Raw genomic sequence first — 22225 nt, forward strand, 5'->3', positions numbered from 1 at the left:
CTTACTCGTAACCGAAGGCCTTCAGTGCGGCCTCGTCGTCGGACCAGCCTTCACGCACGCGCACCCAGGTTTCCAGGAACACCTTGGCTCCGAACAGGCGTTCCATCTGCAGGCGCGACTTGGCGCCGATCTCCTTCAAGCGGGCGCCGCCCTTGCCGATCACGATGGCCTTCTGGCCCTCGCGCTCGACCCAGATCACCGCACCGATGCGCAGCAGATTGCCGTCTTCGGTGAAGCGCTCGATCTCGACCGTGGTGGCGTAAGGCAGTTCCTCGCCGAGCTGGCGCATCAGCTGCTCGCGCACCAGTTCACCGGCCAGGAAGCGCTGGCTGCGGTCGGTGATCTCGTCCTCGCCGAACATCGGCGGGGCTTCGGGCAGCAGCTTCAGCACGTCGCGCACCAGCGCTTCCAGGCCGTTGCGCTTCTGCGCCGAGATCGGGTGCACCGCGGCGAAGTCGCGGCCTTCGGTCACCTGCTGCAGGAACGGCAGCAGCGCGCCCTTTTCCTTCAGGCGATCGATCTTGTTGACCACCAGCACCACCGGGATGCCGGCGTCGCGCAGCACGTTGAAGGCCAGGCTGTCCTCTTCGTCCCAGCGGCCGGCTTCGATCACCAGCAGGCCGGCGTCGACGCCTTCCAGCGAGCCGCGCGCAGCGCGGTTCATCACCCGGTTCATCGCCCGCTTCTGCACCTTGTGCAGGCCGGGAGTATCGACCAGCACCAGCTGGCCTTCCGGATAGGTGGCGATGCCCAGCAGGCGATGGCGCGTGGTCTGCGGGCGGTTGGAGACGATGCTGACCTTGGCGCCGACCAGGGCATTGGTCAGGGTCGACTTGCCCACGTTCGGGCGGCCGATGACGGCCACGCTGCCGCAATGATGGGGAGTTTGTTCGCTCACTTGGAATCCAGTTGTTCTAGGACGGCCGCAGCCGCCTGTTGTTCGGCAAGCCGCCGCGAGGGGCCTTCGCCCTCGGTGCTGGCGGCCGGGTCAGCTACGTTGCAGCGTACCCGGAAATGTTTGGCGTGGTCGTCACCGGATTCTGACATCAGTTCGTACTGCGGCAACGCCTTCTGTCGGGCCTGCAGCCATTCCTGCAGGCGGGTCTTGGGGTCCTTCTCGGGCCGGCCGGAGGCCGGCAGTGCCTCGATCGAAGCGCTGAACCAGGGCAGTACCACCGCCCGGCAGACCTCGAAACCGGCATCCAGGTAGATCGCAGCCACCACGGCTTCCAGCGCATCGGCCAGGATCGAATCGCGGCGGTGGCCGCCGGACTTCATCTCGCCCGGCCCCAGCGTCAGGCGTTCGCCCAGCTGCAGCGTGCGGGCGATCAGCGCCAGCGCCCCCTCGCGCACCAGCTCGGCGCGGGCGCGGGTCAGCGCGCCCTCGTCGGTCTTGGGCCAGCGCTGGTACAGCGCTTCGGCCACCATCATGTTGACGATGCTGTCGCCCAGGAATTCCAGGCGCTCGTTATGTGGCGCGCCGGCACTGCGATGGGTCAGCGCCTGCGTGAGCAGCGCCGGGTCGCGGAAGGGATGACCGATCAGGTCGCCACGTTGGAAAGGTTTATTCGGCACCGCTTCGGGTCAGGTCCTGGGATGAATCGAATTTGCCAACCACATCCAGGTTGCCGACCAGCGGACGGCGCACTTCGTAGTTGACCTTGAGGGTCCAGCCATTGTCGCGACGGTCGAACTTCACGTTGGCCGGCTTCACGTTTTCCGAGTAGTTGATGTACAGGCGCTTGAAGAACAGATCCTGGATCCGGGCCGGCTCCATGCTGCCCACGCCCGGCTCGTTGGCCAGGCTCTTCATCGCCGAGCGCACCGCGTAATACTCTTGGTACATCGGGAACAGCTTCATGCCGATGTACAGGAAGAAACCGACCACGATCAGGACCGTCAGGAACGAGGTCAGGGTCATGCCACGCTGCGTGTTCATCGTCTTCATTGCGTTCTCCCCAGATACGCGTTGGATGTGAAGGTACTCAGTTGATGCCCGAGCCGATCCGCGACGGCTCGAAGCCATCCTTGCAGAACCAGCCCTGGCAGTTCAGCCAGATCAGGAAGGCCTTGCCGCGCAGGTTTTCTTCCGGCAGCAGCCCCCAGAAACGGCCATCATCGCTGTTGTCACGGTTGTCGCCCATCACCAGGTACTTGCCGGCCGGCACGGTCCACTGGCCCTGGCCACGCGGGTAGTCGGTCTCCAGCACGGTGTGGGTGCGGCCCGGCAGGTGCTCGACCAGCAGGTTGGCACCCTCGCCCTGGCCCTTGTGCCCGGCATAGATGCCCTTGTTGTCGTACTTCAGCGGCTCGCCGTTGAGGATCACGCCGTCGCCTTCGAAGACCACGGTGTCACCCGGCACGCCGATCACGCGCTTGATGAAGTTCTCGCCCTTGGCCGGATCGTTGTCGCTGTGGCCGGGGAAGTGGAACACCACCACGTCACCGCGCGACGGCTCGCCAAACGGCACGATCTTGGTGTTGCTGATCGGCAGGCGCAGGCCGTAGGAGAACTTGTTGACCAGGATGAAATCGCCGATCAGCAGGTTCGGCATCATCGAGCTGGACGGGATCTTGTACGGCTCGGCGATGAAACTGCGCACGATCAGCACGATCGCCAGCACCGGGAAGAACGCACGCGAGTAATCCACCAGCACCGGCTCGGAGTCGAGCAGGCCCGCGCGCTGGGCGCGACGCTTGGCGAGGTACAGCTTGTCCGCGAGCAGGATCAGGCCCGAGGCCAGGGTCAGCACGACCAGGAGGATCTCAAACAGTTTCATTCAGGGTCCTTTGCAACGTCACCAGACGACCGGCCCTGCAGGGCCGGTGCGGGCCTTACTTGTTGTCCATCTGCAGGACGGCCAGGAACGCTTCCTGCGGAATCTCCACGCGTCCGACCTGCTTCATGCGCTTCTTGCCTTCCTTCTGCTTTTCCAGAAGCTTCTTCTTGCGCGAAACGTCGCCACCATAGCACTTGGCCAGCACGTTCTTGCGCATGGCCTTGACCGTGGTGCGGGCGATGATCTGCGAGCCGACGGCAGCCTGGATGGCCACGTCGAACATCTGGCGCGGGATCAGGTCCTTCATCTTCTCGCACAGTTCGCGGCCACGGCGGTCGGCGTGGCTGCGGTGCACGATCAGCGACAGCGCATCGACCTTGTCACCGTTGATCAGCACGTCCACGCGCACGAACGGGCCTGCGTCGAAGCGCACGAAGTGGTAATCGAGCGAGGCATAGCCGCGGCTGACCGACTTCAGCTTGTCGAAGAAGTCCAGCACCACCTCGGCCATCGGCAGCTCGTAGCTGATCTGCACCTGGCTGCCCAGGTAGTTGATGCCGATCTGGCTGCCGCGCTTTTCTTCGCACAGCTTGATGATGTTGCCGATGTACTCCTCGGGGGTGAGCACGTTGGCGCGGATGATCGGCTCGCGGATCTCCTCGACCTGGTTCACCGGCGGCAGCTTGGCCGGGTTGTCCATGTTGATGATCGAGCCATCGGTCTTCAGGACCTCGTACACCACCGTCGGCGCGGTGCTGATCAGGTCCAGGTTGTATTCGCGTTCCAGGCGTTCCTGCACGATTTCCATGTGCAGCATGCCCAGGAAGCCGCAGCGGAAGCCGAAGCCCATCGCTTCGGAGCTTTCCGGCTCGAAGCGCAGCGCGGCATCGTTCAGGCGCAGCTTGTCCAGCGCTTCGCGCAGGTCCGGGTAGTCCTCGGCATCGACCGGGAACAGGCCGGCGAACACGCGCGGCTGCATTTCCTGGAAGCCCGGCAGCGGCTTGGGCGCCGGGTCGCCAGCCAGGGTGAGGGTGTCGCCGACCGGCGCACCATGCACGTCCTTGATGCTGGCGGTGACCCAACCCACTTCACCGGCACGCAGCGCCGGCAGCACTTTCCGCTTCGGCGTGAACACGCCGACGTTGTCGACCTGGTGGTTGCGGCCGGTCGACATCACCTGCAGCTTGTCACCGGCCTTGATCTCGCCCTGCATCACACGCACCAGCGACACCACGCCGAGGTAGTTGTCGAACCACGAGTCGATGATCAGCGCCTGCAGCTTGTCGGTGTCGCGCGGCGCTGGCGGCGGAATGCGGTGCACGATCGCTTCCAGCACGTCCTGCACGTTCAGGCCGGTCTTGGCACTGACCGGCACGGCGTCGGAGGCATCGATGCCGATCACGGCCTCGATCTCGGCCTTGGCGCGCTCGATGTCGGCGGTGGGCAGGTCGATCTTGTTGATCACCGGCACCACTTCCAGGCCCTGCTCCACGGCGGTGTAGCAGTTGGCCACCGACTGGGCTTCCACGCCCTGCGCCGCATCGACCACCAGCAGCGCGCCTTCGCAGGCGGCCAGCGAGCGGCTGACTTCATAGGAGAAGTCGACATGCCCGGGGGTGTCGATGAAGTTCAGGTGGTAGGTCTGCCCGTCCTTGGCCAGGTAGGGCAGCGACACCGACTGTGCCTTGATCGTGATGCCACGCTCGCGCTCGATCGGATTGGAGTCGAGCACCTGCGCTTCCATCTCGCGGGCCTGCAGGCCACCACAGAGCTGGATGATGCGGTCGGCCAGCGTGGACTTGCCGTGGTCGACATGGGCGATGATGGAGAAGTTGCGGATGTTCCGCATCGAATCAGAAGACATAGGTGGCGGCGGCGCGCGGCGTCGTCAGGGTAACGGTCGATTATCGCATGCCCGGCGCCCCGCCGCGAAAACGGCCGCATCGTGCCCGCCCTGGAACGGCCGAAGCCCCGCCGGGGCGGGGCTTCGGGGGGAGACGCAGGCCGCCGGAGCGGCCCCGGCGGGCCTTACTGGCCGGCCTTGACCGCCACGAAGGCGCTGTTGCCGTTGGCCGTGCGGACCAGCAGCATCACTACGTCGTCCTTCTTGAAGCTGGACAGCGCCCGGTTCAGGGCATCCACGCTGCCGACCGCGACCCGGCCAACCTGCAGGATCACCATGCCCGGCGACAGCCCGGCATCACGCGCGGCCTGGCCCTTGACCGCAGTGATACGCACGCCTTCGTTGCCGTTGAGCCCGAACTGCTTGCGCTGGGCCGCGCTCAGGTCGCTCACGTCCAGCCCCAGCAGGGCATTGACGCCGGTCTGCGGCGCCGCCTCGGCCCCGCCGGCCGCCGGCCCGCGGGCAGTGGCCTGGCCGTCTTCACTCAGTGCGGTCAGGGTCGCGCTGAGGTCATGCGGCTTGCCGTCGCGGTACACCACCAGGTTGACCTTGCTGCCCGGCGCCATCGCACCGATCAGCGGCGGCAGATCGGACCAGCTGTTGACCGGGCTGCCGTTGACCGAGCGGATGACATCGCCCACCTGCACGCCCGCCTTGGCGGCCGCACTGCCGGCCACGATCTGGTTGACCAGGGCGCCACGGCTGTCCGGCAGGCCCAGGCCCTGCGCCTTCAGCGAATCGATCGGCTCGACCACCGCGCCGAGCTGGCCCCGGGTGACCTTGCCGCTCTTCTTGATCTGTTCGACCGCACTCATCGCCAGATCGATCGGGATCGCGAAGCTGATGCCCATGTAGCCGCCGGAGGCGGAGAAGATCTGCGAGTTGATGCCAACCACCTCGCCGCGGGTATTCAGCAGCGGGCCACCGGAATTGCCCTGGTTGATCGCCACGTCGGTCTGGATGAACGGCACGTAGCGCTGGTCGGGGCCCCCCGTACTGCGGCCGACGGCGCTGACCACGCCCGCGGTAACGGAATGGTCGAGGCCGAACGGAGAGCCGATCGCGACGACCCATTGGCCCGGCTTCAGGGTGTTGGAATCCCCCACGCGCACGGTCGGCAGGTTCTTGCCATCGATCTTCAGCAGCGCGACGTCGTACTGCTGGTCGCTGCCCACCACCTTGGCGGTGAACTCACGGCTGTCGCCCAGCTTGACCTTCACGTCACTGGCGTCGGCCACCACGTGGTAGTTGGTCAGCACATAGCCATCGGGCGAGATGATGAAGCCCGAGCCCATGCCACGGCCCTTGATGCTGGGGCCACCGTCCGGCCCACCCGGCCCCTGCCCCGGCATCGGGAAGTCGGGACCAAAGAAGCGGCGGAAGAACTCCGGCATGTCATCGTCGCCCATCGGGCCGCGCGCGGCCTGGCGGTTGTTGCGGACGATGGTGGTATCGACGTTGACCACGCCCGGGCCGACCTGTTCGACCAGGTTGGTGAAGTCGGGCAGGCCACTGACCAGCGGCTGCGCCGGTGCCCGCGCGACCGCGGCTGGCGCGGGCTGGGTCTGCGCGACGGGCGCCGGCGCCTGCGCGCAGGCCGCCAGGGGAAGGGTCAGGGCCAGCAGGCCAATGGCCTGCGTGCGAAGTCGGGGAATCATCGGACGGCAACCTCCGGGTCGGATGGGAAGAGGAATACGGGCCCCGCCGACGGCGGGGCGTGAAGGCCCGGCTCAGTCGCGCGGGCGCGGCGGCACCGGCAGCTCGTCCTGCAGGCGCGGCTCGAACGGGTAGAACGCCGCGCCGCCGGCATGGGCCGGGAAGCTGGCATTGAGTGCGCCACCGGCAGCGGGCGCCAGGCTGGAGCGCGGCCACGGCCGGGCCTGCAATCCGCCCACCTCGCCGAACGGCAGGTTGCGGTTGGCGTTGGCCGGCACGGTCGGGGTCAACGGCGCCGGCGCTGCGGCGATGGCCCGTTGCGGGGCCTCATCGCGCTGCGCCGCACGCCCGGCCTGCTGGGTACGCGTGGCGCTGGCACGGCGGGCGTCCTGGCGGCGGCTGGAGGCGGCCATCGCCACGGCCGGCGCAGCAGCCACGGCCATCGCGGCCGTATCCACCGACGCCTCGGTCACCGCGGCCGGTGCGGTCGGCGCCGGCGCCAGTTCCGCCTGGCTGGCGATCACCTGCGGCGCCAGCGGTTCACCCGGCGTCGCCTCCTTCAGTTTCTCACCGCCGATGAACAGGGCGACGGCGGCCACCGACGCGGCCAGGGCGGCGCCGCCGCCCCAGGCCCGCCAGCCACCGCGGCGCACCTGGCGACGCGGCTCGGACGGTGGCACCGGCTCGGCGGCAATGGCAGCGGCCACGGCGGCGCTGAAGCCGGCCGGCGCCAGCGCCGGGGCCTGCCCGCGCATCACGTCGCCCAGCAGCTGCCAGCGCTCCTGGCAGCCGGCCAGTTCGGGGTCGTGCTCCATCCGGCGCAGCAGGAAGCGCGCTTCATCGGCACCGAGCTCGCCATCGACCAGCGCCGACAGCTGCTCGCGATGGCGCTGGTCCAGGCGCTGCCCGGCGGGCGATTGATGGTTCTGCGATTCGTTGAACGGGTTACTGGTCATACGCGGCTCTTCTCACGGGTGGCGCTGCCGATGTCCAACAGCGGCCGGAGTTCGGTGTCGATCGCCTCGCGCGCCCGGAAGATCCGTGAACGCACGGTGCCGATCGGGCACCCCATCTTCTGCGCGATATCCTCGTAGCTCAGGCCTTCCACCTCGCGCAGGGTGATCGCCGACCGGAGTTCTTCCGGCAGCGCGTTGACGGCCTTCATCACCGTCTGTTCCAGTTCCTGGCGCATCAACTCGCGTTCGGGCGTATCGGTGTCGCGCAGGCGGGTACCGCTGTCGAACTGTTCGGCATCGCCGATGTCGATGTCATCGGTCGGCGGCCGTCGATTGTGTGAAGCCAGGTAGTTTTTGGCGGTATTCACGGCGATTCGATGCAACCAGGTTGAGAACTGGGCATCGCCACGGAAACTCCCGATCGCGCGGTAGGCACGGATGAAAGTGTCCTGGGCGACGTCCTGACATTCGCTCCAGTCGGCGATGTAGCGACCGACCAGGGCCACGACCCGATGTTGGTACTTGCGCACCAGGACATCGAACGCGGCACTCTCGCCGTGCTGCACGCGCCGGACCAGCTCCAGATCCAGCTCCTGAGGTGTATCAACATCGGCCATGAGGGGCCGCACTCCTGTCAGCCCAACCGACGTCGGGCAATGAGACTGCCAATCCCGGGAAAAGTTCAGTCGCCGATCACCTGGCGCCGCACCAGCTTTTAACCACCGTTCCGTTAGCGTTCCGGTCCACGGCCATGGATCCGGGGACGCCACACCCCTGCTATTGGGATTTGACGCGGGGGAAACAACCTCTGGATCATAGCCGCTTCTCCATACACAACCGGATGGAACGTCCATGCTCTCAGGCTTCGATGGTCTCCGCTTCAGCCACTGGCACCCCGAGATCCGCGACGACGGCGTGGTGGTTCTCTCCCTGGATCGCCAGGACAGCAGCGTCAATGCGATGTCGCAGGACGTGCTGCTGGAACTGGGCGACCTGCTTGAGCGCATTGCCCTGGACCCGCCCAAGGGCGTGGTCATCCAGTCGTTGAAGAAGGCCGGCTTCATTGCCGGTGCCGACCTGAAGGAGTTCCAGGAATTCGATCGGCGCGGCACCGTCAACGACGCGATCCGTCGCGGCCAGGCCACGTACCAGAAGCTGGCCGAGCTGCCCTGCCCTACGGTGGCGGCCATCCACGGCCACTGCCTGGGCGGCGGCACCGAGCTGGCGCTGGCCTGCCGCTACCGTGTGGCGTCCAATGACAGCAGCACCCGCATCGGCCTGCCGGAAACCCAGCTGGGCATCTTCCCCGGCTGGGGCGGCAGCGCGCGCCTGCCGCAGCTGGTGGGCGCTCCCGCAGCGATGGACATGATGTTGACCGGCCGTACCCTGTCGGCCTCGGCCGCGCGTGGCATCGGCCTGGTCGACAAGGTGGTGGCACCGGCAGTGGTGCTCGACACCGCCGTGGCGCTGGCCCTGTCCGGCACCACCCGCCCGTTCAAGCAGCGCGCCACCGCGTGGGCCACCAATACCTGGCTGGCGCGCACGCTGCTGGCCCCGCAGATGGTCAAGCAGGTCGCGCGCAAGGCGAAGAAGGACCAGTATCCGGCGCCGTATGCGCTGATCAGCACCTGGCAGCGCAGCGGCGGCAAGCCGATCCAGGCCCGCCTGGACGCCGAACGCCGTGCGGTGGTGAAGCTGGCGAGCACGCCGACCGCGCGCAACCTGATCCGCATCTTCTTCCTGACCGAACGCCTGAAGGGCCTGGGCGGCGGTGATTCCGGCATCCGCCACGTGCACGTGGTCGGTGCCGGCGTGATGGGCGGTGACATCGCCGCATGGGCCGCCTACAAGGGCTTCGAGGTGACCCTGCAGGACCGCGAGCAGCGCTTCATCGACCCGGCCATGGAGCGCGCGCAGGCGCTGTTCGCCAAGAAGGTGCGCGATGAAAGCAAGCGCCCTGCCGTGGCCGCGCGCCTGCGCGCCGACCTGGAAGGCCACGGTGTGGCCGAGGCCGACCTGGTGATCGAAGCGATCATCGAGAACCCTGAGGCCAAGCGTGCGCTGTACCAGACGCTGGAACCGAAGATGAAGCTGGACGCGCTGCTGACCACCAACACTTCGTCGATTCCGTTGGTGGAACTGCGCGACCACATCCAGCGCCCGGCGCAGTTCGCTGGCCTGCACTACTTCAACCCGGTCGCGCAGATGCCGCTGGTGGAGATCATCCACCACGACGGCATGGCGCCGGAAACCGAGCGCCGCCTGGCCGCGTTCTGCAAGGCGCTGGGCAAGTTCCCGGTGCCGGTGGCCGGCAGCCCGGGCTTTCTGGTCAACCGCGTGCTGTTCCCGTACATGCTGGAAGCGGCCACCGCCTATGCCGAGGGCATTCCGGGCCCGGTGATCGACAGGGCTGCGGTGAAGTTCGGCATGCCGATGGGCCCGATCGAGCTGATCGACACGGTCGGCCTGGACGTGGCCGCCGGCGTCGGCCGCGAACTGGCGCCGTTCCTGGGCCTGCAGATCCCAGCCGCACTGCAGACGGTGGAACCGGACAAGCGCGGCAAGAAGGATGGCCAAGGCATCTACACCTGGGAGAACGGCAAGCCGAAGAAGCCGGACGTGGCCAGTGACTACCAGGCCCCGGCCGATCTGGAGGACCGCCTGATCCTGCCGCTGTTGAACGAAGCGGTGGCCTGCCTGCACGAGGGCGTGGTGGCCGACGCGGACCTGCTGGATGCCGGCGTGATCTTCGGTACTGGTTTCGCGCCGTTCCGCGGCGGTCCGATCCAGCACATCCGCGCGGTCGGTGCCGATGCGATCGTCGAGCGGCTGAAGGCGCTGCAGCAGCGCCACGGCGACCGCTTCGCCCCGCGCCCGGGCTGGGACAACCCCGCCCTGCGCGAACCGGTGGTCTGAGTTCATCGGCCGGGCCTGCGGCCCGGCCCCCGCAGAGGCAACGTCAAGTTCCACAGCAGAAGCCAGAGCCAAAGCGGCTCTGGCTTTTCTGTTTGTTGGGCGGGGCGGTGTCGGGTTGCGGGGACGCCGTAAACCCGTCCTTGGGGGCTTGGCCGCGGCATCCATGCCGCGGACACCCCGCAACCCGACACCGCCCCACCCCTGACAGTTTCCCGGTGACGGTGGGTGAACTGCGATGGCTGTAGGTGTCGACCTTGTTCGGCACGGATCATTACGAACTGGTGGGTGTCGACCTTGGTCGACACCAGGAGCGACGCGACCCGCGTTTGATTTTGATTTTCTTTTTTCTTCTCCGTGGCTGGACGCACACGGAAACTGTCAGAGGTCGGGCGGGTGGGTTGCGCAGGACCGTTGGCGCCATGGATGGCGCCATCGAGCCCCCATGCACGGGTTTACGGCGTGTCCTGCGCAACCCACCCGCCCGGCCAAGCGCGGCTTTTGATCTTGCTTCCGCCTTCAGCGACCACCCCCACAGCCACGAGGGGGTGCGCCGTTGGCTGGAACACCCTGTTACCCGCATGGGGCATGTACCCGTCACGACCACATGCCATGCTGGCACCCTTGATCCCTGCCAGCGAGAACGCCCGCATGACCACCATCATCGCCCCGCGCGTGCACGACATCGGCGGCCTGGAAGTCCGTCGCGCCGTCCCCACCCTGCAGGCGCGCAGCATCGGTTCGTTCGTGTTTGTCGACCAGATGGGTCCGGCACTGATGCACCCGGGCACCGCCATCGACGTGCGTCCGCACCCGCACATCGGCCTGGCCACCGTCACCTACCTGTGGTCGGGCGCGATCGGGCACCGCGACACGCTGGGCTCGGATCAGGTGATCCGCCCCGGTGACGTCAACTGGATGACCGCCGGCCGCGGCATCGCCCATTCCGAGCGGACGCCGCAACCGGACCGCGACCATGACAATCCGATCCACGGCATGCAGACCTGGGTCGCGCTGCCGAAGTCGCACGAGGAAATCGAGCCGGCGTTCTACCACCATGCCGCTGCCACCCTGCCCGAGCAGCGCCGCAACGGCGCCTGGCTGCGTGTGATCGCCGGCCGCGCCTACGGCGAGGAATCGCCGGTGAAGGTGTTCGCCGACACCCTCAACGTGGCCATCGATCTCGACCCGGATGCCGAAATCGACATCGACGACGGCCACCGCGAGCGCGCGCTGTACATCCTCGAAGGCGAGGCGCAGCTGGATGGCGTGGACATTCCTGCGCAGCACCTGGTGATTCCCGAGGCCGGCGCACGCGGCCGCCTGCGCGCGAAGACGCCGGTGAAGGCGATGCTGTTTGGCGGTGAGCCGCTGGATGGCCCACGCCACCTGTGGTGGAACTTCGTGTCCAGCTCGAAGGAGCGCATCGAGCAGGCCAAGCACGACTGGGAGGCCGGTCGCTTCGGCACCATCCCCGGCGACGACAAGGAATTCATCCCGCTGCCGCAGTACTGAACATCGCGTGTTGCACACATCCGAAGGTGTATCCCTGCACCCGGCGTTGACGCTACAGTCACCCGCTGATCACTGAAATGTGACATAAATCACACTTTAGACCGTCAAAGGAGTGCAACACATGAGCATGGGTAAACGCTTGTCCGCCGAATTCCTCGGCACGTTCTGGCTGGTTCTGGGGGGCTGTGGCAGTGCGGTGCTGGCCGCCAAGTTCGGTGGCGACGGCAATCCGCTGGGGATCGGCTTCCTGGGCGTGGCGCTGGCCTTCGGCCTGACCGTGGTGACCGGCGCCTATGCGTTCGGCCATATCTCCGGCGCGCACTTCAACCCGGCAGTCAGCGTCGGGCTGTGGGCCGGTGGTCGCTTCCCCACCAGGGATCTGGTGCCGTACATCATCGCCCAGGTTGCCGGCGGCCTGCTGGCCGGCTTCATCCTGCTGCAGATCGCCTCCGGCGCCAGTGGCTTCGCCATCGATGGCAGCCAGGCGGGTGCGTTCGCCAGCAATGGCTATGGCGCGCTGTCGCCCGGTGGATACAGCGTGGCAGCCGCCTTCCTGTGCGAAGTGGTGCTGACGGCGGTGTTCCTGATCGTGATCATGGGTTCCACCCACGGCAAGGCACCGGCCGGTTTCGCCCCGCTGGCCATCGGCCTGTCGCTGACCCTGATCCACCTGATCAGCATTCCGGTCACCAACACCTCGGTGAACCCGGCCCGCTCCACCGCCGTGGCCTTCTTTGCCGGCAGCGGCGCGGTCAGCCAGCTGTGGCTGTTCTGGGTCGCCCCCCTGCTGGGCGGCGCGATCGGCGGCCTGATCTACAAGTGGATCGGCAACGACCGCTGATCCATGAGGCACCCATTGCGGCCGCCCTGCGGCCGCAATGGTTACGTCTGTAACCGCGAATTGTGCGATTGCTCACGTTCCGTTAAGGTTGAGTTGACCATCCGTGCACATGCCGGAAGGGGCGGCATCCGGGGATGGGATGCCATGCCGCCGGGCCTGCTGGCGGAGCCAAACAACTCATCACCTTGGGGGATGCATGAAGTTCGTGCCTGTCATCTTGTCGAGCCTGTTGTTCGCCGCGGCCCAGGCCGCCGCGCAGGCACCGTCCGAATGTCCTTCGCTGCCGGCCAGCAGTGGCCTGCAGTGGCAGCAGCAGGTGCAGGCCGATTTCCTGGTCTGCCGCGCCAGCACCGCTGACGGTCGCGAAGTGCTGAGCCTGATGCTCAGCGCGCGTGATCCCGCCATTCCGTTGAACCGCTCGCTGCGCCAGGAAAAAGGCAGCTTCGGCGGTGAATCGCTGTACTGGTACCAGCCCGACCTGGGCGGCCAGCAACCGCCGGGTTACGCCGAACGGCGCATCAGCGTGGTCAAGATCGACAAAGGGCGTTACGCGCAGATTGCGCTGTATCCGGACAGCGCGCAGGAGCTGGGCTCACTGCAACAACTGGCGCAGGGCATGAGCCTGACGCCGTCGGCCGTGGCCGCCGGGCGCTGAAGGTGACGGGGATGACTGCCTGGCAGCATCCCCGCAATACACCTCGATCCGCAGGTAGTGCCGGCCGCTGGCCGGCAAACCCTTCGATCCTGATCAAAAGCAGTTGCCGGCCAGCGGCCGGCACTCCCTCAGAACCTGCCTTCCTGGAAATCGACGAAGGCCTGCATCAGTTCCTGCCGCGTGTTCATCACGAACGGGCCGTGCCGCATCACCGGCTCGCGCAACGGACGGCCGGCCACCAGGATCAGCCGCGCGCCTTCGCTGCCGGCCGACACGTGCAGCTGTTCGCCACCGCCCAGCACCGCCAGTTCCTGGCGCGCGACATCGCGGGCGGCATCCTGCTCGCCCACCGTCAGCGCACCTTCGAACACGTAGGCAAAAGCGTTGTGGCCCTCCGGCAGCGTGTAGGTCCAGGCGCGGTCGGGCGACAGCGTGATGTCGAGGTAGAGCGGCTCGGTGGCCGGCTGCACGATCGGGCCGCGGGTGCCATCGACCGTGCCGGCGATCACCTTCACTTCCACACCGGCGGCCGGCTGCACCACGGGAATGCGCTCGGGCGCGAACTCCTGGTACTTCGGCGCGGTCATCTTCTCCTTCGCCGGCAGGTTCACCCACAGCTGGAAGCCGCGCATCTGCCCGCTTTCCTGCTCAGGCATCTCCGAGTGCACCAGGCCGCGGCCGGCGGTCATCCACTGCACGCTGCCCGGGGTCAGCAGGCCTTCGTTGCCGTGGTTGTCGCGATGCCGCATGCGTCCATCGAGCATGTAGGTGACGGTCTCGAAACCGCGATGCGGGTGTTCCGGGAAGCCGGCGATGTAGTCCTCGGCCCGGTCGGTGCCGAATTCATCGAGCAGCAGGAACGGGTCCAGGTCCGGCAGCGTCGGGCCGCCGATGACGCGGGTCAGGCGCACGCCGGCACCGTCGGAGGTGGGCATGCCACGGATGGTCCGCAGCACGCGGACCGGTTCGGGAAGGCTCATGGCGACTCCTGTTGGATGGATGCCGGTCAAGATGGACGCCACGCGGCCTTACGCCAATGGATGGCACCGCAACCGATTGTTCCATCCCTGATGTTCGCTGCACGTCAGCACCACCGTCGTACGACCAAAGTACTACCGCCGATTCGTCCTGTGCCAATTGACCCTGTCGAGGGCACGCGGGACTCTTTGACTGTCTTTCCGGGAGAGAGCACCTCATGAAAGGGTTTTCCAAACTGGGCTGGGCGGTACTCGCCCTGCTCGGCGCATTCTGTCTGGGCACCGTGGCCCTGCGCCGCGGCGAGCACATCAACGCACTGTGGATCGTGGTGGCCGCGGTCTCGCTGTACCTGGTCGCCTACCGCTTCTACAGCCTGTTCATCGCCAACAAGGTGATGCAGCTGGACCCGACCCGGGCCACCCCGGCGGTGATCAACAACGATGGCCTGGACTACGTGCCGACCAACAAGCACGTCCTGTTCGGCCACCACTTCGCCGCCATTGCCGGTGCCGGCCCGCTGGTCGGCCCGGTGCTGGCCGCGCAGATGGGCTACCTGCCCGGCCTGCTGTGGCTGGTGGTGGGCGTGGTGCTGGCCGGCGCAGTGCAGGACTTCATGGTGCTGTTCCTGTCCAGCCGTCGCAACGGCCGTTCGCTGGGCGACCTGGTGCGCGAAGAGATGGGCCAGGTGCCCGGGACCATCGCGCTGTTCGGCGCGTTCCTGATCATGATCATCATCCTGGCGGTGCTGGCGATGGTGGTGGTCAAGGCGCTGGCCGAAAGCCCGTGGGGCATGTTCACGGTGATCGCGACGATGCCCATCGCGATCCTGATGGGCGTGTACATGCGCTACATCCGCCCCGGCAGGATCGGCGAGATCTCGGTGGTCGGCCTGATCCTGCTGCTGGCCGCGATCTGGTACGGCGGCAAGGTCGCCGCCGACCCGGTGTGGGGGCCGGCGTTCACCTTCACCGGCACCCAGATCACCTGGATGCTGATCGGCTACGGCTTCGTCGCTTCGGTGCTGCCGGTGTGGCTGCTGCTGGCCCCGCGTGATTACCTGTCGACCTTCCTCAAGATCGGCACCATCATCGCGCTGGCCATCGGCATCCTGGTGGTCATGCCGGAACTGAAGATGCCGGCGCTGACCCAGTTCGCCGCCAGCGGCGATGGCCCGGTGTGGAAGGGCGGCATGTTCCCGTTCCTGTTCATCACCATCGCCTGCGGCGCGGTATCCGGCTTCCATGCACTGATTTCCTCCGGCACAACACCGAAGCTGCTGGCCAATGAAGCGCACATGCGCTACATCGGCTACGGCGGCATGCTGATGGAATCGTTCGTGGCGGTGATGGCACTGGTGGCGGCCTCGATCATCGATCCGGGCATCTACTTCGCGATGAACAGCCCGGCGGCGGTGATCGGTGCCGATGCGGCCTCGGCGGCGCACTACATCACCAACACCTGGGGTTTCACCATCACGCCCGAGCAATTGACCGCGACCGCGGCGGCCATTGGTGAACCGACCATCCTGCATCGTGCAGGTGGTGCGCCGACCCTGGCGGTGGGCATCGCGCAGATCCTGCACGAAGCGATACCCAGTGGCAGCGACGCGATGATGGCGTTCTGGTACCACTTCGCGATCCTGTTCGAAGCGCTGTTCATCCTGACCGCAGTGGATGCCGGTACCCGTGCGGGCCGCTTCATGCTGCAGGACCTGCTGGGCAACTTCGTGCCGGCCCTGAAGAAGACCGAATCGTGGACCGCCAACATCATCGGTACCGCCGGCTGCGTGGCGCTGTGGGGCTACCTGCTCTACACCGGCGTGGTCGACCCGTTCGGCGGCATCCAGACCCTGTGGCCGCTGTTCGGCATCTCCAACCAGATGCTGGCCGGCATCGCGCTGATGCTGGGCACGGTGGTGCTGTTCAAGATGAAGCGTGACCGCTATGCCTGGGTCACTGCGGTACCGGCAGTGTGGCTGCTGATCTGCACCACCTACGCCGGCTTCATCAAGATCTTCGACAGCAACCCGGCGCAGGGCTTCCTGGCGCAGGCACACAAGTTCCAGGCGGCGCTCGCCAGCGACACCATCACGGCACCGGCCAAGTCGGTGGCGCAGATGAAGCAGATCGTGGTCAACGCCTACGTCAACACCGGCCTGACCGCGCTGTTCCTGCTGGTGGTGGGTGCGGTGCTGGTGTATTCGATCAAGACCATCCTGGCGGCACGCCGCAATCCGCAGCGCAGCGACCGCGAGACCCCTTACGTAGCACTGAAGCCGCATGAAATGGTGGACCTGTGATGAGCACGCAACTGGTTCCCGTGGGGCAGTACCAGGCGCACCGCCGCATCTGGCGGCGCCTGGTGCAGACCGCACGGCTGTGCTGTGGCATTCCCGATTACGACAACTACGTCCGGCACATGCTGGAAAAGCACCCGGACCAGGAGCCGATGGACTACAAGACGTTCTTCCGCGAGCGTCAGGAAGCGCGCTACGGCGGACGCAACGGTGGCCGCTGCTGTTGAGGAGTGAGGTGGGTGCCGGGCTCGCAGCCCGGCCCCCACCTTCGACAGATTTCCGGTGACGGCGAGAAGCATCAGGGGTCAGATCCGTTTCCTCCGGGAAACGGATCTGACCCCTTCTTTGTTCATGGGTCTCGATGAAGTGCATCCACGCATGGCGTGGATCGACCGCCGATCGCGGGAAAGCGCAGGCAGGGCACCCCCACTCAGCCGTTGGCCATCCACTTCAGGATCAGGCCGGTGACATACGCCAGCCCGGTACCGGTGGCATAGCCCACGGTACCCAGCAGCACGCCCACCGGCGCCAGCGTCGGGTGGAACGCCGCGGCCACCACCGGTGCCGACGCCGCCGCGCCGATGTTGCCCTGCGAACCGATCGCAAAGAAGAACAGCGGCGCGCGCAGCAGCTTGGCTACCCCCCACAGCACCAGCACGTGCGTGGACATCCAGATCGCGCCGAGCAGGAACAGCCACGGCCGATCCAGCAGCGACAGCAGGTTCATCTGCATGCCGATGCAGGCGATCAGGAAGTACAGGAACACCGTGCCCAGTCGCGAAGCGCCTGCTGCTTCCAGCCGGCGCGCACGGGTGAAGCTCAAGCCCAGGCCCATCGCCGTGGACAGCAGGATCACCCACACGAACTGGCTGTCCAGGCTGAACTGGCTGGCCCAGCTGACGTTGGCCTTGAACCAGCCCGACAGCGGTGCGGCGATGGCGTGGGCCAGGCCGACGCCCCCCAGTGCCACGCCGACGATCACCATCAGGTCGGTCATGCTGGGAATGCGCGCGTTCTGTGCCTCGTAGGCGCTGATCCGTGCCTTCATCTCGTCGATGGCGCGGGTATCGGCCCCGTTGCGGGTATCGATCTGCTGCGCGCGATTGGCCAGGAACAGCAGGATCGCCATCCACAGGCTGGCACAGGCCACGTCGACCACGGCGAACTGGCCGAAGGTGGTGGCGTCGGTGCCGAACACCTCGCGCATGGCCACCATGTTGGCGCCACCCCCGATCCAGCTGCCGGCCAGCGCGGCCATGCCGGCCCAGGTATCACCGGCCACGGTTTCCGGGTGGATCAGCTTCATCAGCTGGAACGAGACGATCGCACCGAGCATGATGCCGGCCGTACCGGCGCAGAACACGATCAGCAGTTTCGGGCCGAGCTTGGCGATGCCTTTCAGGTCGATCGACAGCGTCAGCAGGACCAGCGCGGCCGGCAGCAGCACGTCACGCGCGACCGGGTTGTACAGCGTGGTGTTGTGGCCATCGATGACACCGGCGGTGTTGTAGATGGCGGGGATGAAGTAGCACAGCAGCAGGGCCGGCACCCAGGCGAAGATCTTCTTGAGCAGCGGCGTCGGACCACTGGCGGCCCAGAAGATCAGGGCCAGGGTGGCGGCAATCAGGCCCAGTCCAACGATGTCGTTGCTGATCAGGGCAGGAGCGGGTTCGGTCGGCATGGGATCCTCTGTCGATCGAAAGAGCGGAAAAAAAAGCGCCGCATAAAGCGGCGCAGGTTGAGATTAACATTGTCTTCACGCCGGGTCATGCGGCAGTGCGCAGTGGGCGGGAGCCCGGTCAGGCGGGGCGCGAAGCGCCGAAGTCCAGGGTGACGCGGGTCCCGCGCGGTTCGCAGGGGTGCAGCTGCAGGGTCCAGCCCAGGTGTTCGCACAAGCGCGCAATCAGGTCCAGCCCGATACCGCCGCCACGATCGGCGCGCCCGCCACGGGCCATGCGCGCGTGGATGGCAGCGATCTCCTCCGGGCTCATGCCATGGCCCGGGTCCTGCAGGGTCAGCACCGCCGACGGACTCAGCTGCAGTTCGATATGGCCGCGACCGCTGTTCTCGATGGCATTGCGCAGCAGGTTGCCGATCGCCGCCTGCACCACCGCCATCGGCGCGACGATATCCACCGGCGCGGCCTGGATGCCGATGCTCAGGTCCTTGTCGCCGAGCAGGTGGCGATGGTCGTCGACGATTTCCGGCAGCAGCTGGTCCAGCGCGATACGCTCGGCACGCGCGGCCAGGCGCGCCGGGTCACGTGCCAGCACCAGCAGCAGCTCGATCAGCTGCTCCACGCTCTGCGCGGTGCGCAGCACCCGCTGCATCTGCTGGCGGGCACGCTCGGGCAGGCCCGGTTGCTCCAGTGCCAGTTCGGCGGCACCGGTCATCACCGCGATCGGCGTGCGCAGTTCGTGGCTGGCGGTGCTGATGAAGACCCGCTCGCGCTCGACGAACTGCTCGTTGCGGTCGAGGTAATCGTTCAACGCATCGGCGATGGTGTGCAGCTCGGAACTGCCGCGCGGGTCGACCTCGATACGCTGGCCCTGCACCCCTGGGCGCAGGGCGCCGATGTGCTGGGCCAGCAGGCTCAGCGGGCGCACCATGCGCTCCATGCCGAACGACGCCATCAACACGGTGACGAAGATCATGATCACCCCGGCCAGCATCACCCAGCGCGTGGCGAACTGCTCCAGGTCGTGGAAGTCGGAGATGTCCAGCGCCAGCGCCACCCGCCCCATCGAGCCGGTGTCGCGCACCATCACTGCGGTCTGCCGGTCCTTGATCGGCACGCCGTCGTGCAGCCCCGGGTGCAGCGTGCGCACGCTCTCGGGCATGTTGCCCTCGTCGAAGCGGAACAGGCTGAGCGTGTCCGAGTCCTGCCAGCGGTAATGGGGCTCGTGCTCGGTGTGGTCGACAATGCTGTCCAGTTCGGAATTGAGCAGTGCGCGCCAGGCCGCATGCTCGGCGTGCTCGTGCACGTAGTTGCCAACGCTGAACACGGCGATCGACAGCAGGGCCAGATAGCCCAGCAACCACCACACCACGCGCCGGTACAGCGGGCCCGGCTTACGCGCCTTCATCATCTTCCTTGCCTGCATCACTGGCGGCGGTCACCGCCAGGCGATAACCGACCCGCGGCAGGGTATGGATCAGCTTGTCGGCGAACGGGCCGTCGACGCTGCGCCGCAGCTCGTAGACATGTGAGCGCAGCAGATCGCCATCGGGTGGCTCGTCGCCCCACAGGGCGAACTCCAGCTGCTGGCGGGTCACCGCGCCCGGGCTGGCCCGCATCAGCACCTCCAGCAGCTTGCGGCAGGCCGGGTACAGATGCAGCACCTGGCCGCCACGCTGGGCCTCCAGGGTCGCCAGGTCCAGCACCAGGTCGCCGACCTGCAGGCGCTTGCGCGGATTGCGGCCCTGCGCACGCGTCAGCAGTGCCTCCAGCCGCACCTCCAGTTCGGGGAGGGCGAACGGCTTGGTGAGGTAATCGTCGGCCCCCGCGCGGAAGCCGGTGATCTTGTCCGGCAGCTCGTCGCGCGCGGTCAGCATGATCACCGGCACCTCCGAAGCGTGCTCGGCGCGCAGGCGGCGCAGCACCTCCGGCCCCTCCATGCGCGGCAGCATCCAGTCCAGGATCACCGCGTCGTAGGGGTGGCTGCCGGCCAGGTGCAGGCCGGTGATGCCGTCCGGGGCCACGTCGAGCACGTGCCCGCGCGACTCGAAGTAGTCGAACAGGTTGGCCACCAGCTGGCGGTTGTCCTCGATCACCAACAGACGCATGCACGAAAGATCCACGGAAGTTCGTACCATGGTAGCGCTGACCATGTCGGAATGCGGTCGCCGTGCGCCCGCTCCGACGCCTTTCCTACCCCTGCCACGTCAGAGTGGCCGTTTTGCTCCCGGAGCCTGCCGTGCCCGTAGCCCTGCCCCGCCATTGGCGCCTGCCCCTGTTGTGGCTGCTGATCATCGCTGCGTTGGCCGCCGGCATCGGCCTGCGCCAGCCGCAGCCGCCGGACGAGCCGCGCTTCGTGCTGGCGGCCCGCACCATGGTCGAAAGCGGGGAATGGCTGCTGCCGCACCGGGGCGTGGAGCTGTACGCGGAGAAGCCGCCGGTCTTCATGTGGCTGCAGGCGGCCGCCTACGAACTGGTCGGCAGCTGGCAGTGGTCGTTCCTGCTGCCGTCGCTGCTGGGCGCCCTGCTGAGCCTGTGGCTGGTTTCGGACCTGGCACGGCGGCTGTGGTCACCCCGGCATTCCCTGTATGCCCTGGCGGCGCTGTTCTGCACCCTGCAGTTTGGCCTGATGGCCAAGCGCGCGCAGATCGACATGGTGCTGGTGGGCATGACCACGGTGGCCCTGTGGGGCCTGATGCGCCACCTGTGCGAGCGCCGCAACCTGCCCGCACTGTGGCTGGCCGGCTTCGCGGCGGGCCTGGGCACAGTGACCAAGGGTGTGGGTTTCCTGCCGCTGCTGATGGTGCTGCCGTGGTTCGGCTGGTGGCTGTACCAGCGTCGCCGCGGCCACCGGGTGGACGGTCCGCACCCGGCAACGCTGCTGTGGCTGATCCCGGCCTTCCTGCTCGGCGTGGCGGTATGGCTCGCCCCGCTGGGCTGGGCCCTGCTGCATGAGCCCAGTGCGGCCCTGCAGTCGTATGCCCACGAACTGTTGTTCAAGCAGACCGGCACCCGCTATGCCAACGCCTGGCACCACCGCCAACCGGCCTGGTATTACCTGCAGGTGATCCTCACGCTGTGGCTGCCGGGCAGCCTGCTGCTGCCGATGCTGTTCAAGCCTTGGTGGCGCCGCATCCGCCGTGGCGACCGTCGCCAGTGGCTGCTGCTGGGCTGGGCCGTTCTGGTGCTGGTGTTCTTCAGCGCCAGCCCGGGCAAGCGCGAGGTCTATGTACTGCCGATGCTGCCGGCGATGGCGCTGGCGGAGGCCCCGTTGCTGCCGGGGCTGCTGCGCCGGTTGTGCGTGCGGCGCTACCTGTTCGGCTACAGCGTCGTGCTGATGCTGGCCACCGGCGTGCTCGGCGTGCTGCTGCTGACCGAACACCCCTGGGCCCTTGCGCAGCTTGAGCGCCGGGCAATGCCGGATACGCTGCTGCCGGTGCTCGGCGATGGCCTGCTGACCTTCGCCATCGCCCTGGCCACGCTGATCGTGTGGCTGCGGGTGCGCCGTGCGGCAACCCTGGTGCTGTTGGCCCACGGCATGCTGTGGATGCTCTACGGCCTGGTGCTGATCCCGGCGCTGGACCCGTACGCGTCGGCGTCCGCGGTGATGCGCCGGGTGGGCGCGAGGATCGGCCCCGATGCAGAGCTGGCGCTGGTCGCCTGGCGTGAACAGAACCTGCTGCAGGCCGACCGCCCGGTGCGCGAGTTCGGCTTCAAGCGGCCCTGGGCCGAGCAGTGGCACGATGCCGGCCCCTGGCTGGCCGAGGCGCCGGACAAGCGGTGGTTGCTGGTGCTGGACGAGGCAATGAGTCCCTGCGTGGACCCGGCCAAGGTGATCGATATCGGCATCGCCAACAGGAATCGTTGGCAACTGCTTCCCGGCTCCGCATGGAACCCGGAATGCCATGCCGAGCGGACAGGATCGACCGCAGACGAAGACTGAACGTTGACATGCACCGGGGAATCATTAACCCGGCGCGAACGAGCGTCCGACCCTTCTCCGACATCAAGGTGACGAGCATGACTGCGGATTCCCGAACCGCCTTCCCTCAGC

The 22225-nt window shown here is 67.1% G+C and carries 19 protein-coding genes; 7 read left to right on the forward strand and 12 right to left on the reverse strand.

Annotated elements, in window-relative coordinates; all coding sequences use genetic code 11:
- Position 1: 1 nt before the first annotated feature.
- The 8 genes from era to rpoE form a co-directional block, all read right to left on the reverse strand.
- Positions 2 to 898, reverse strand: a complete 897-nt coding sequence (gene era, locus AC5P9I_RS02570; RefSeq protein ID WP_005410599.1) for a GTPase Era — start codon at positions 896 to 898, stop codon at positions 2 to 4.
- The gene (gene rnc / locus AC5P9I_RS02575) at positions 895 to 1575 is read right to left on the reverse strand and encodes a ribonuclease III (RefSeq protein ID WP_187756700.1); all 681 of its coding nucleotides are present in this window, start codon (positions 1573 to 1575) and stop codon (positions 895 to 897) included. Before rnc ends, era begins: the two co-directional genes overlap by 4 nt.
- Entirely contained in the window at positions 1565 to 1948 is a 384-nt protein-coding gene (locus tag AC5P9I_RS02580; RefSeq protein ID WP_049464366.1) for a DUF4845 domain-containing protein, read from the reverse strand. The genes rnc and AC5P9I_RS02580 overlap by 11 nt, the downstream gene beginning before the upstream one ends.
- Before the next feature lie 37 nt (positions 1949 to 1985).
- Positions 1986 to 2780 (reverse strand): signal peptidase I, encoded by a 795-nt coding sequence (gene lepB, locus AC5P9I_RS02585; RefSeq protein WP_049464368.1) that lies wholly within the window; start codon positions 2778 to 2780, stop codon positions 1986 to 1988.
- A gap of 55 nt (positions 2781 to 2835) precedes the next feature.
- The gene (gene lepA / locus AC5P9I_RS02590; RefSeq protein WP_049435304.1) at positions 2836 to 4629 is read right to left on the reverse strand and encodes a translation elongation factor 4; all 1794 of its coding nucleotides are present in this window, start codon (positions 4627 to 4629) and stop codon (positions 2836 to 2838) included.
- Positions 4630 to 4808: 179 nt separating this feature from the next.
- Positions 4809 to 6341, reverse strand: a complete 1533-nt coding sequence (locus AC5P9I_RS02595) for a DegQ family serine endoprotease (protein WP_088476006.1) — start codon at positions 6339 to 6341, stop codon at positions 4809 to 4811.
- Positions 6342 to 6413: 72 nt separating this feature from the next.
- Positions 6414 to 7295: a sigma-E factor negative regulatory protein gene (locus AC5P9I_RS02600; protein WP_057493447.1), complete on the reverse strand. Its 882-nt coding sequence runs from the start codon at positions 7293 to 7295 to the stop codon at positions 6414 to 6416.
- Positions 7292 to 7912 (reverse strand): RNA polymerase sigma factor RpoE, encoded by a 621-nt coding sequence (gene rpoE / locus AC5P9I_RS02605; RefSeq protein WP_014038091.1) that lies wholly within the window; start codon positions 7910 to 7912, stop codon positions 7292 to 7294. The genes AC5P9I_RS02600 and rpoE overlap by 4 nt, the downstream gene beginning before the upstream one ends.
- A 235-nt stretch (positions 7913 to 8147) precedes the next feature.
- Here rpoE and AC5P9I_RS02610 point away from each other — a divergent pair, with 235 nt between their 5' ends.
- From AC5P9I_RS02610 to AC5P9I_RS02625, 4 genes are all read left to right on the forward strand, one after another.
- Positions 8148 to 10211, forward strand: coding sequence for a 3-hydroxyacyl-CoA dehydrogenase NAD-binding domain-containing protein (locus tag AC5P9I_RS02610; RefSeq protein ID WP_049466844.1), 2064 nt, complete (start codon positions 8148 to 8150; stop codon positions 10209 to 10211).
- Between the two features lie 648 nt (positions 10212 to 10859).
- Positions 10860 to 11723 (forward strand): pirin family protein, encoded by an 864-nt coding sequence (locus AC5P9I_RS02615; protein WP_049427674.1) that lies wholly within the window; start codon positions 10860 to 10862, stop codon positions 11721 to 11723.
- 121 nt (positions 11724 to 11844) lie between these two features.
- Positions 11845 to 12564 carry an aquaporin Z gene (gene aqpZ / locus AC5P9I_RS02620; RefSeq protein ID WP_057493448.1) on the forward strand — a complete coding sequence of 240 codons (720 nt, stop codon included), beginning with the start codon at positions 11845 to 11847 and terminating at the stop codon, positions 12562 to 12564.
- A 196-nt stretch (positions 12565 to 12760) separates the two neighbouring features.
- Positions 12761 to 13219, forward strand: coding sequence for a hypothetical protein (locus tag AC5P9I_RS02625; protein ID WP_049467474.1), 459 nt, complete (start codon positions 12761 to 12763; stop codon positions 13217 to 13219).
- Between the two features lie 128 nt (positions 13220 to 13347).
- Here the strand turns inward: AC5P9I_RS02625 and AC5P9I_RS02630 are convergent, their stop codons facing one another.
- The gene (locus AC5P9I_RS02630) at positions 13348 to 14199 is read right to left on the reverse strand and encodes a pirin family protein (protein ID WP_049467476.1); all 852 of its coding nucleotides are present in this window, start codon (positions 14197 to 14199) and stop codon (positions 13348 to 13350) included.
- A gap of 215 nt (positions 14200 to 14414) precedes the next feature.
- On the opposite strand from AC5P9I_RS02630, the gene AC5P9I_RS02635 reads away from it, so the two are divergent.
- Together AC5P9I_RS02635 and AC5P9I_RS02640 are read left to right on the forward strand one after the other, a co-directional pair.
- Entirely contained in the window at positions 14415 to 16496 is a 2082-nt protein-coding gene (locus tag AC5P9I_RS02635) for a carbon starvation CstA family protein (RefSeq protein ID WP_053461042.1), read from the forward strand.
- Entirely contained in the window at positions 16496 to 16720 is a 225-nt protein-coding gene (locus AC5P9I_RS02640) for a YbdD/YjiX family protein (RefSeq protein ID WP_049467479.1), read from the forward strand. The genes AC5P9I_RS02635 and AC5P9I_RS02640 overlap by 1 nt, the downstream gene beginning before the upstream one ends.
- Positions 16721 to 16923: 203 nt before the next feature.
- On the opposite strand, the gene AC5P9I_RS02645 is transcribed toward AC5P9I_RS02640, so the two are convergent.
- From AC5P9I_RS02645 to AC5P9I_RS02655, 3 genes are all read right to left on the reverse strand, one after another.
- A complete protein-coding gene (locus tag AC5P9I_RS02645; RefSeq protein WP_130767849.1) occupies positions 16924 to 18174 on the reverse strand; it encodes a DUF819 family protein in 1251 nt (416 codons plus the stop codon).
- Positions 18175 to 18292: 118 nt separating this feature from the next.
- Positions 18293 to 19579, reverse strand: coding sequence for a sensor histidine kinase (locus tag AC5P9I_RS02650; RefSeq protein WP_049467484.1), 1287 nt, complete (start codon positions 19577 to 19579; stop codon positions 18293 to 18295).
- A complete protein-coding gene (locus AC5P9I_RS02655; protein ID WP_049467486.1) occupies positions 19566 to 20279 on the reverse strand; it encodes a response regulator transcription factor in 714 nt (237 codons plus the stop codon). Before AC5P9I_RS02655 ends, AC5P9I_RS02650 begins: the two co-directional genes overlap by 14 nt.
- A 131-nt stretch (positions 20280 to 20410) precedes the next feature.
- Between AC5P9I_RS02655 and AC5P9I_RS02660 the strand changes: the two genes are divergently transcribed.
- Positions 20411 to 22114: a glycosyltransferase family 39 protein gene (locus AC5P9I_RS02660; RefSeq protein ID WP_495229809.1), complete on the forward strand. Its 1704-nt coding sequence runs from the start codon at positions 20411 to 20413 to the stop codon at positions 22112 to 22114.
- Positions 22115 to 22225 lie beyond the last annotated feature (111 nt).

It is taken from the genome of Stenotrophomonas sp. YJH_SMC_29, from assembly GCF_059371235.1.

Excerpts from the sequence above, each read along its gene's own strand:
- AC5P9I_RS02580 (WP_049464366.1), bottom strand. The coding sequence starts at position 1,948 with ATGAAGACGATGAACACGCAGCGTGGCATGACCCTGACCTCGTTCCTG.
- lepB (WP_049464368.1), bottom strand. The coding sequence starts at position 2,780 with ATGAAACTGTTTGAGATCCTCCTGGTCGTGCTGACCCTGGCCTCGGGC.
- lepA (WP_049435304.1), bottom strand. The coding sequence starts at position 4,629 with ATGCGGAACATCCGCAACTTCTCCATCATCGCCCATGTCGACCACGGC.
- AC5P9I_RS02595 (WP_088476006.1), bottom strand. The coding sequence starts at position 6,341 with ATGATTCCCCGACTTCGCACGCAGGCCATTGGCCTGCTGGCCCTGACC.
- AC5P9I_RS02600 (WP_057493447.1), bottom strand. The coding sequence starts at position 7,295 with ATGACCAGTAACCCGTTCAACGAATCGCAGAACCATCAATCGCCCGCC.
- rpoE (WP_014038091.1), bottom strand. The coding sequence starts at position 7,912 with ATGGCCGATGTTGATACACCTCAGGAGCTGGATCTGGAGCTGGTCCGG.
- AC5P9I_RS02610 (WP_049466844.1), top strand. The coding sequence starts at position 8,148 with ATGCTCTCAGGCTTCGATGGTCTCCGCTTCAGCCACTGGCACCCCGAG.
- AC5P9I_RS02615 (WP_049427674.1), top strand. The coding sequence starts at position 10,860 with ATGACCACCATCATCGCCCCGCGCGTGCACGACATCGGCGGCCTGGAA.
- aqpZ (WP_057493448.1), top strand. The coding sequence starts at position 11,845 with ATGAGCATGGGTAAACGCTTGTCCGCCGAATTCCTCGGCACGTTCTGG.
- AC5P9I_RS02625 (WP_049467474.1), top strand. The coding sequence starts at position 12,761 with ATGAAGTTCGTGCCTGTCATCTTGTCGAGCCTGTTGTTCGCCGCGGCC.
- AC5P9I_RS02630 (WP_049467476.1), bottom strand. The coding sequence starts at position 14,199 with ATGAGCCTTCCCGAACCGGTCCGCGTGCTGCGGACCATCCGTGGCATG.
- AC5P9I_RS02635 (WP_053461042.1), top strand. The coding sequence starts at position 14,415 with ATGAAAGGGTTTTCCAAACTGGGCTGGGCGGTACTCGCCCTGCTCGGC.
- AC5P9I_RS02640 (WP_049467479.1), top strand. The coding sequence starts at position 16,496 with ATGAGCACGCAACTGGTTCCCGTGGGGCAGTACCAGGCGCACCGCCGC.
- AC5P9I_RS02645 (WP_130767849.1), bottom strand. The coding sequence starts at position 18,174 with ATGCCGACCGAACCCGCTCCTGCCCTGATCAGCAACGACATCGTTGGA.
- AC5P9I_RS02650 (WP_049467484.1), bottom strand. The coding sequence starts at position 19,579 with ATGAAGGCGCGTAAGCCGGGCCCGCTGTACCGGCGCGTGGTGTGGTGG.
- AC5P9I_RS02655 (WP_049467486.1), bottom strand. The coding sequence starts at position 20,279 with ATGCGTCTGTTGGTGATCGAGGACAACCGCCAGCTGGTGGCCAACCTG.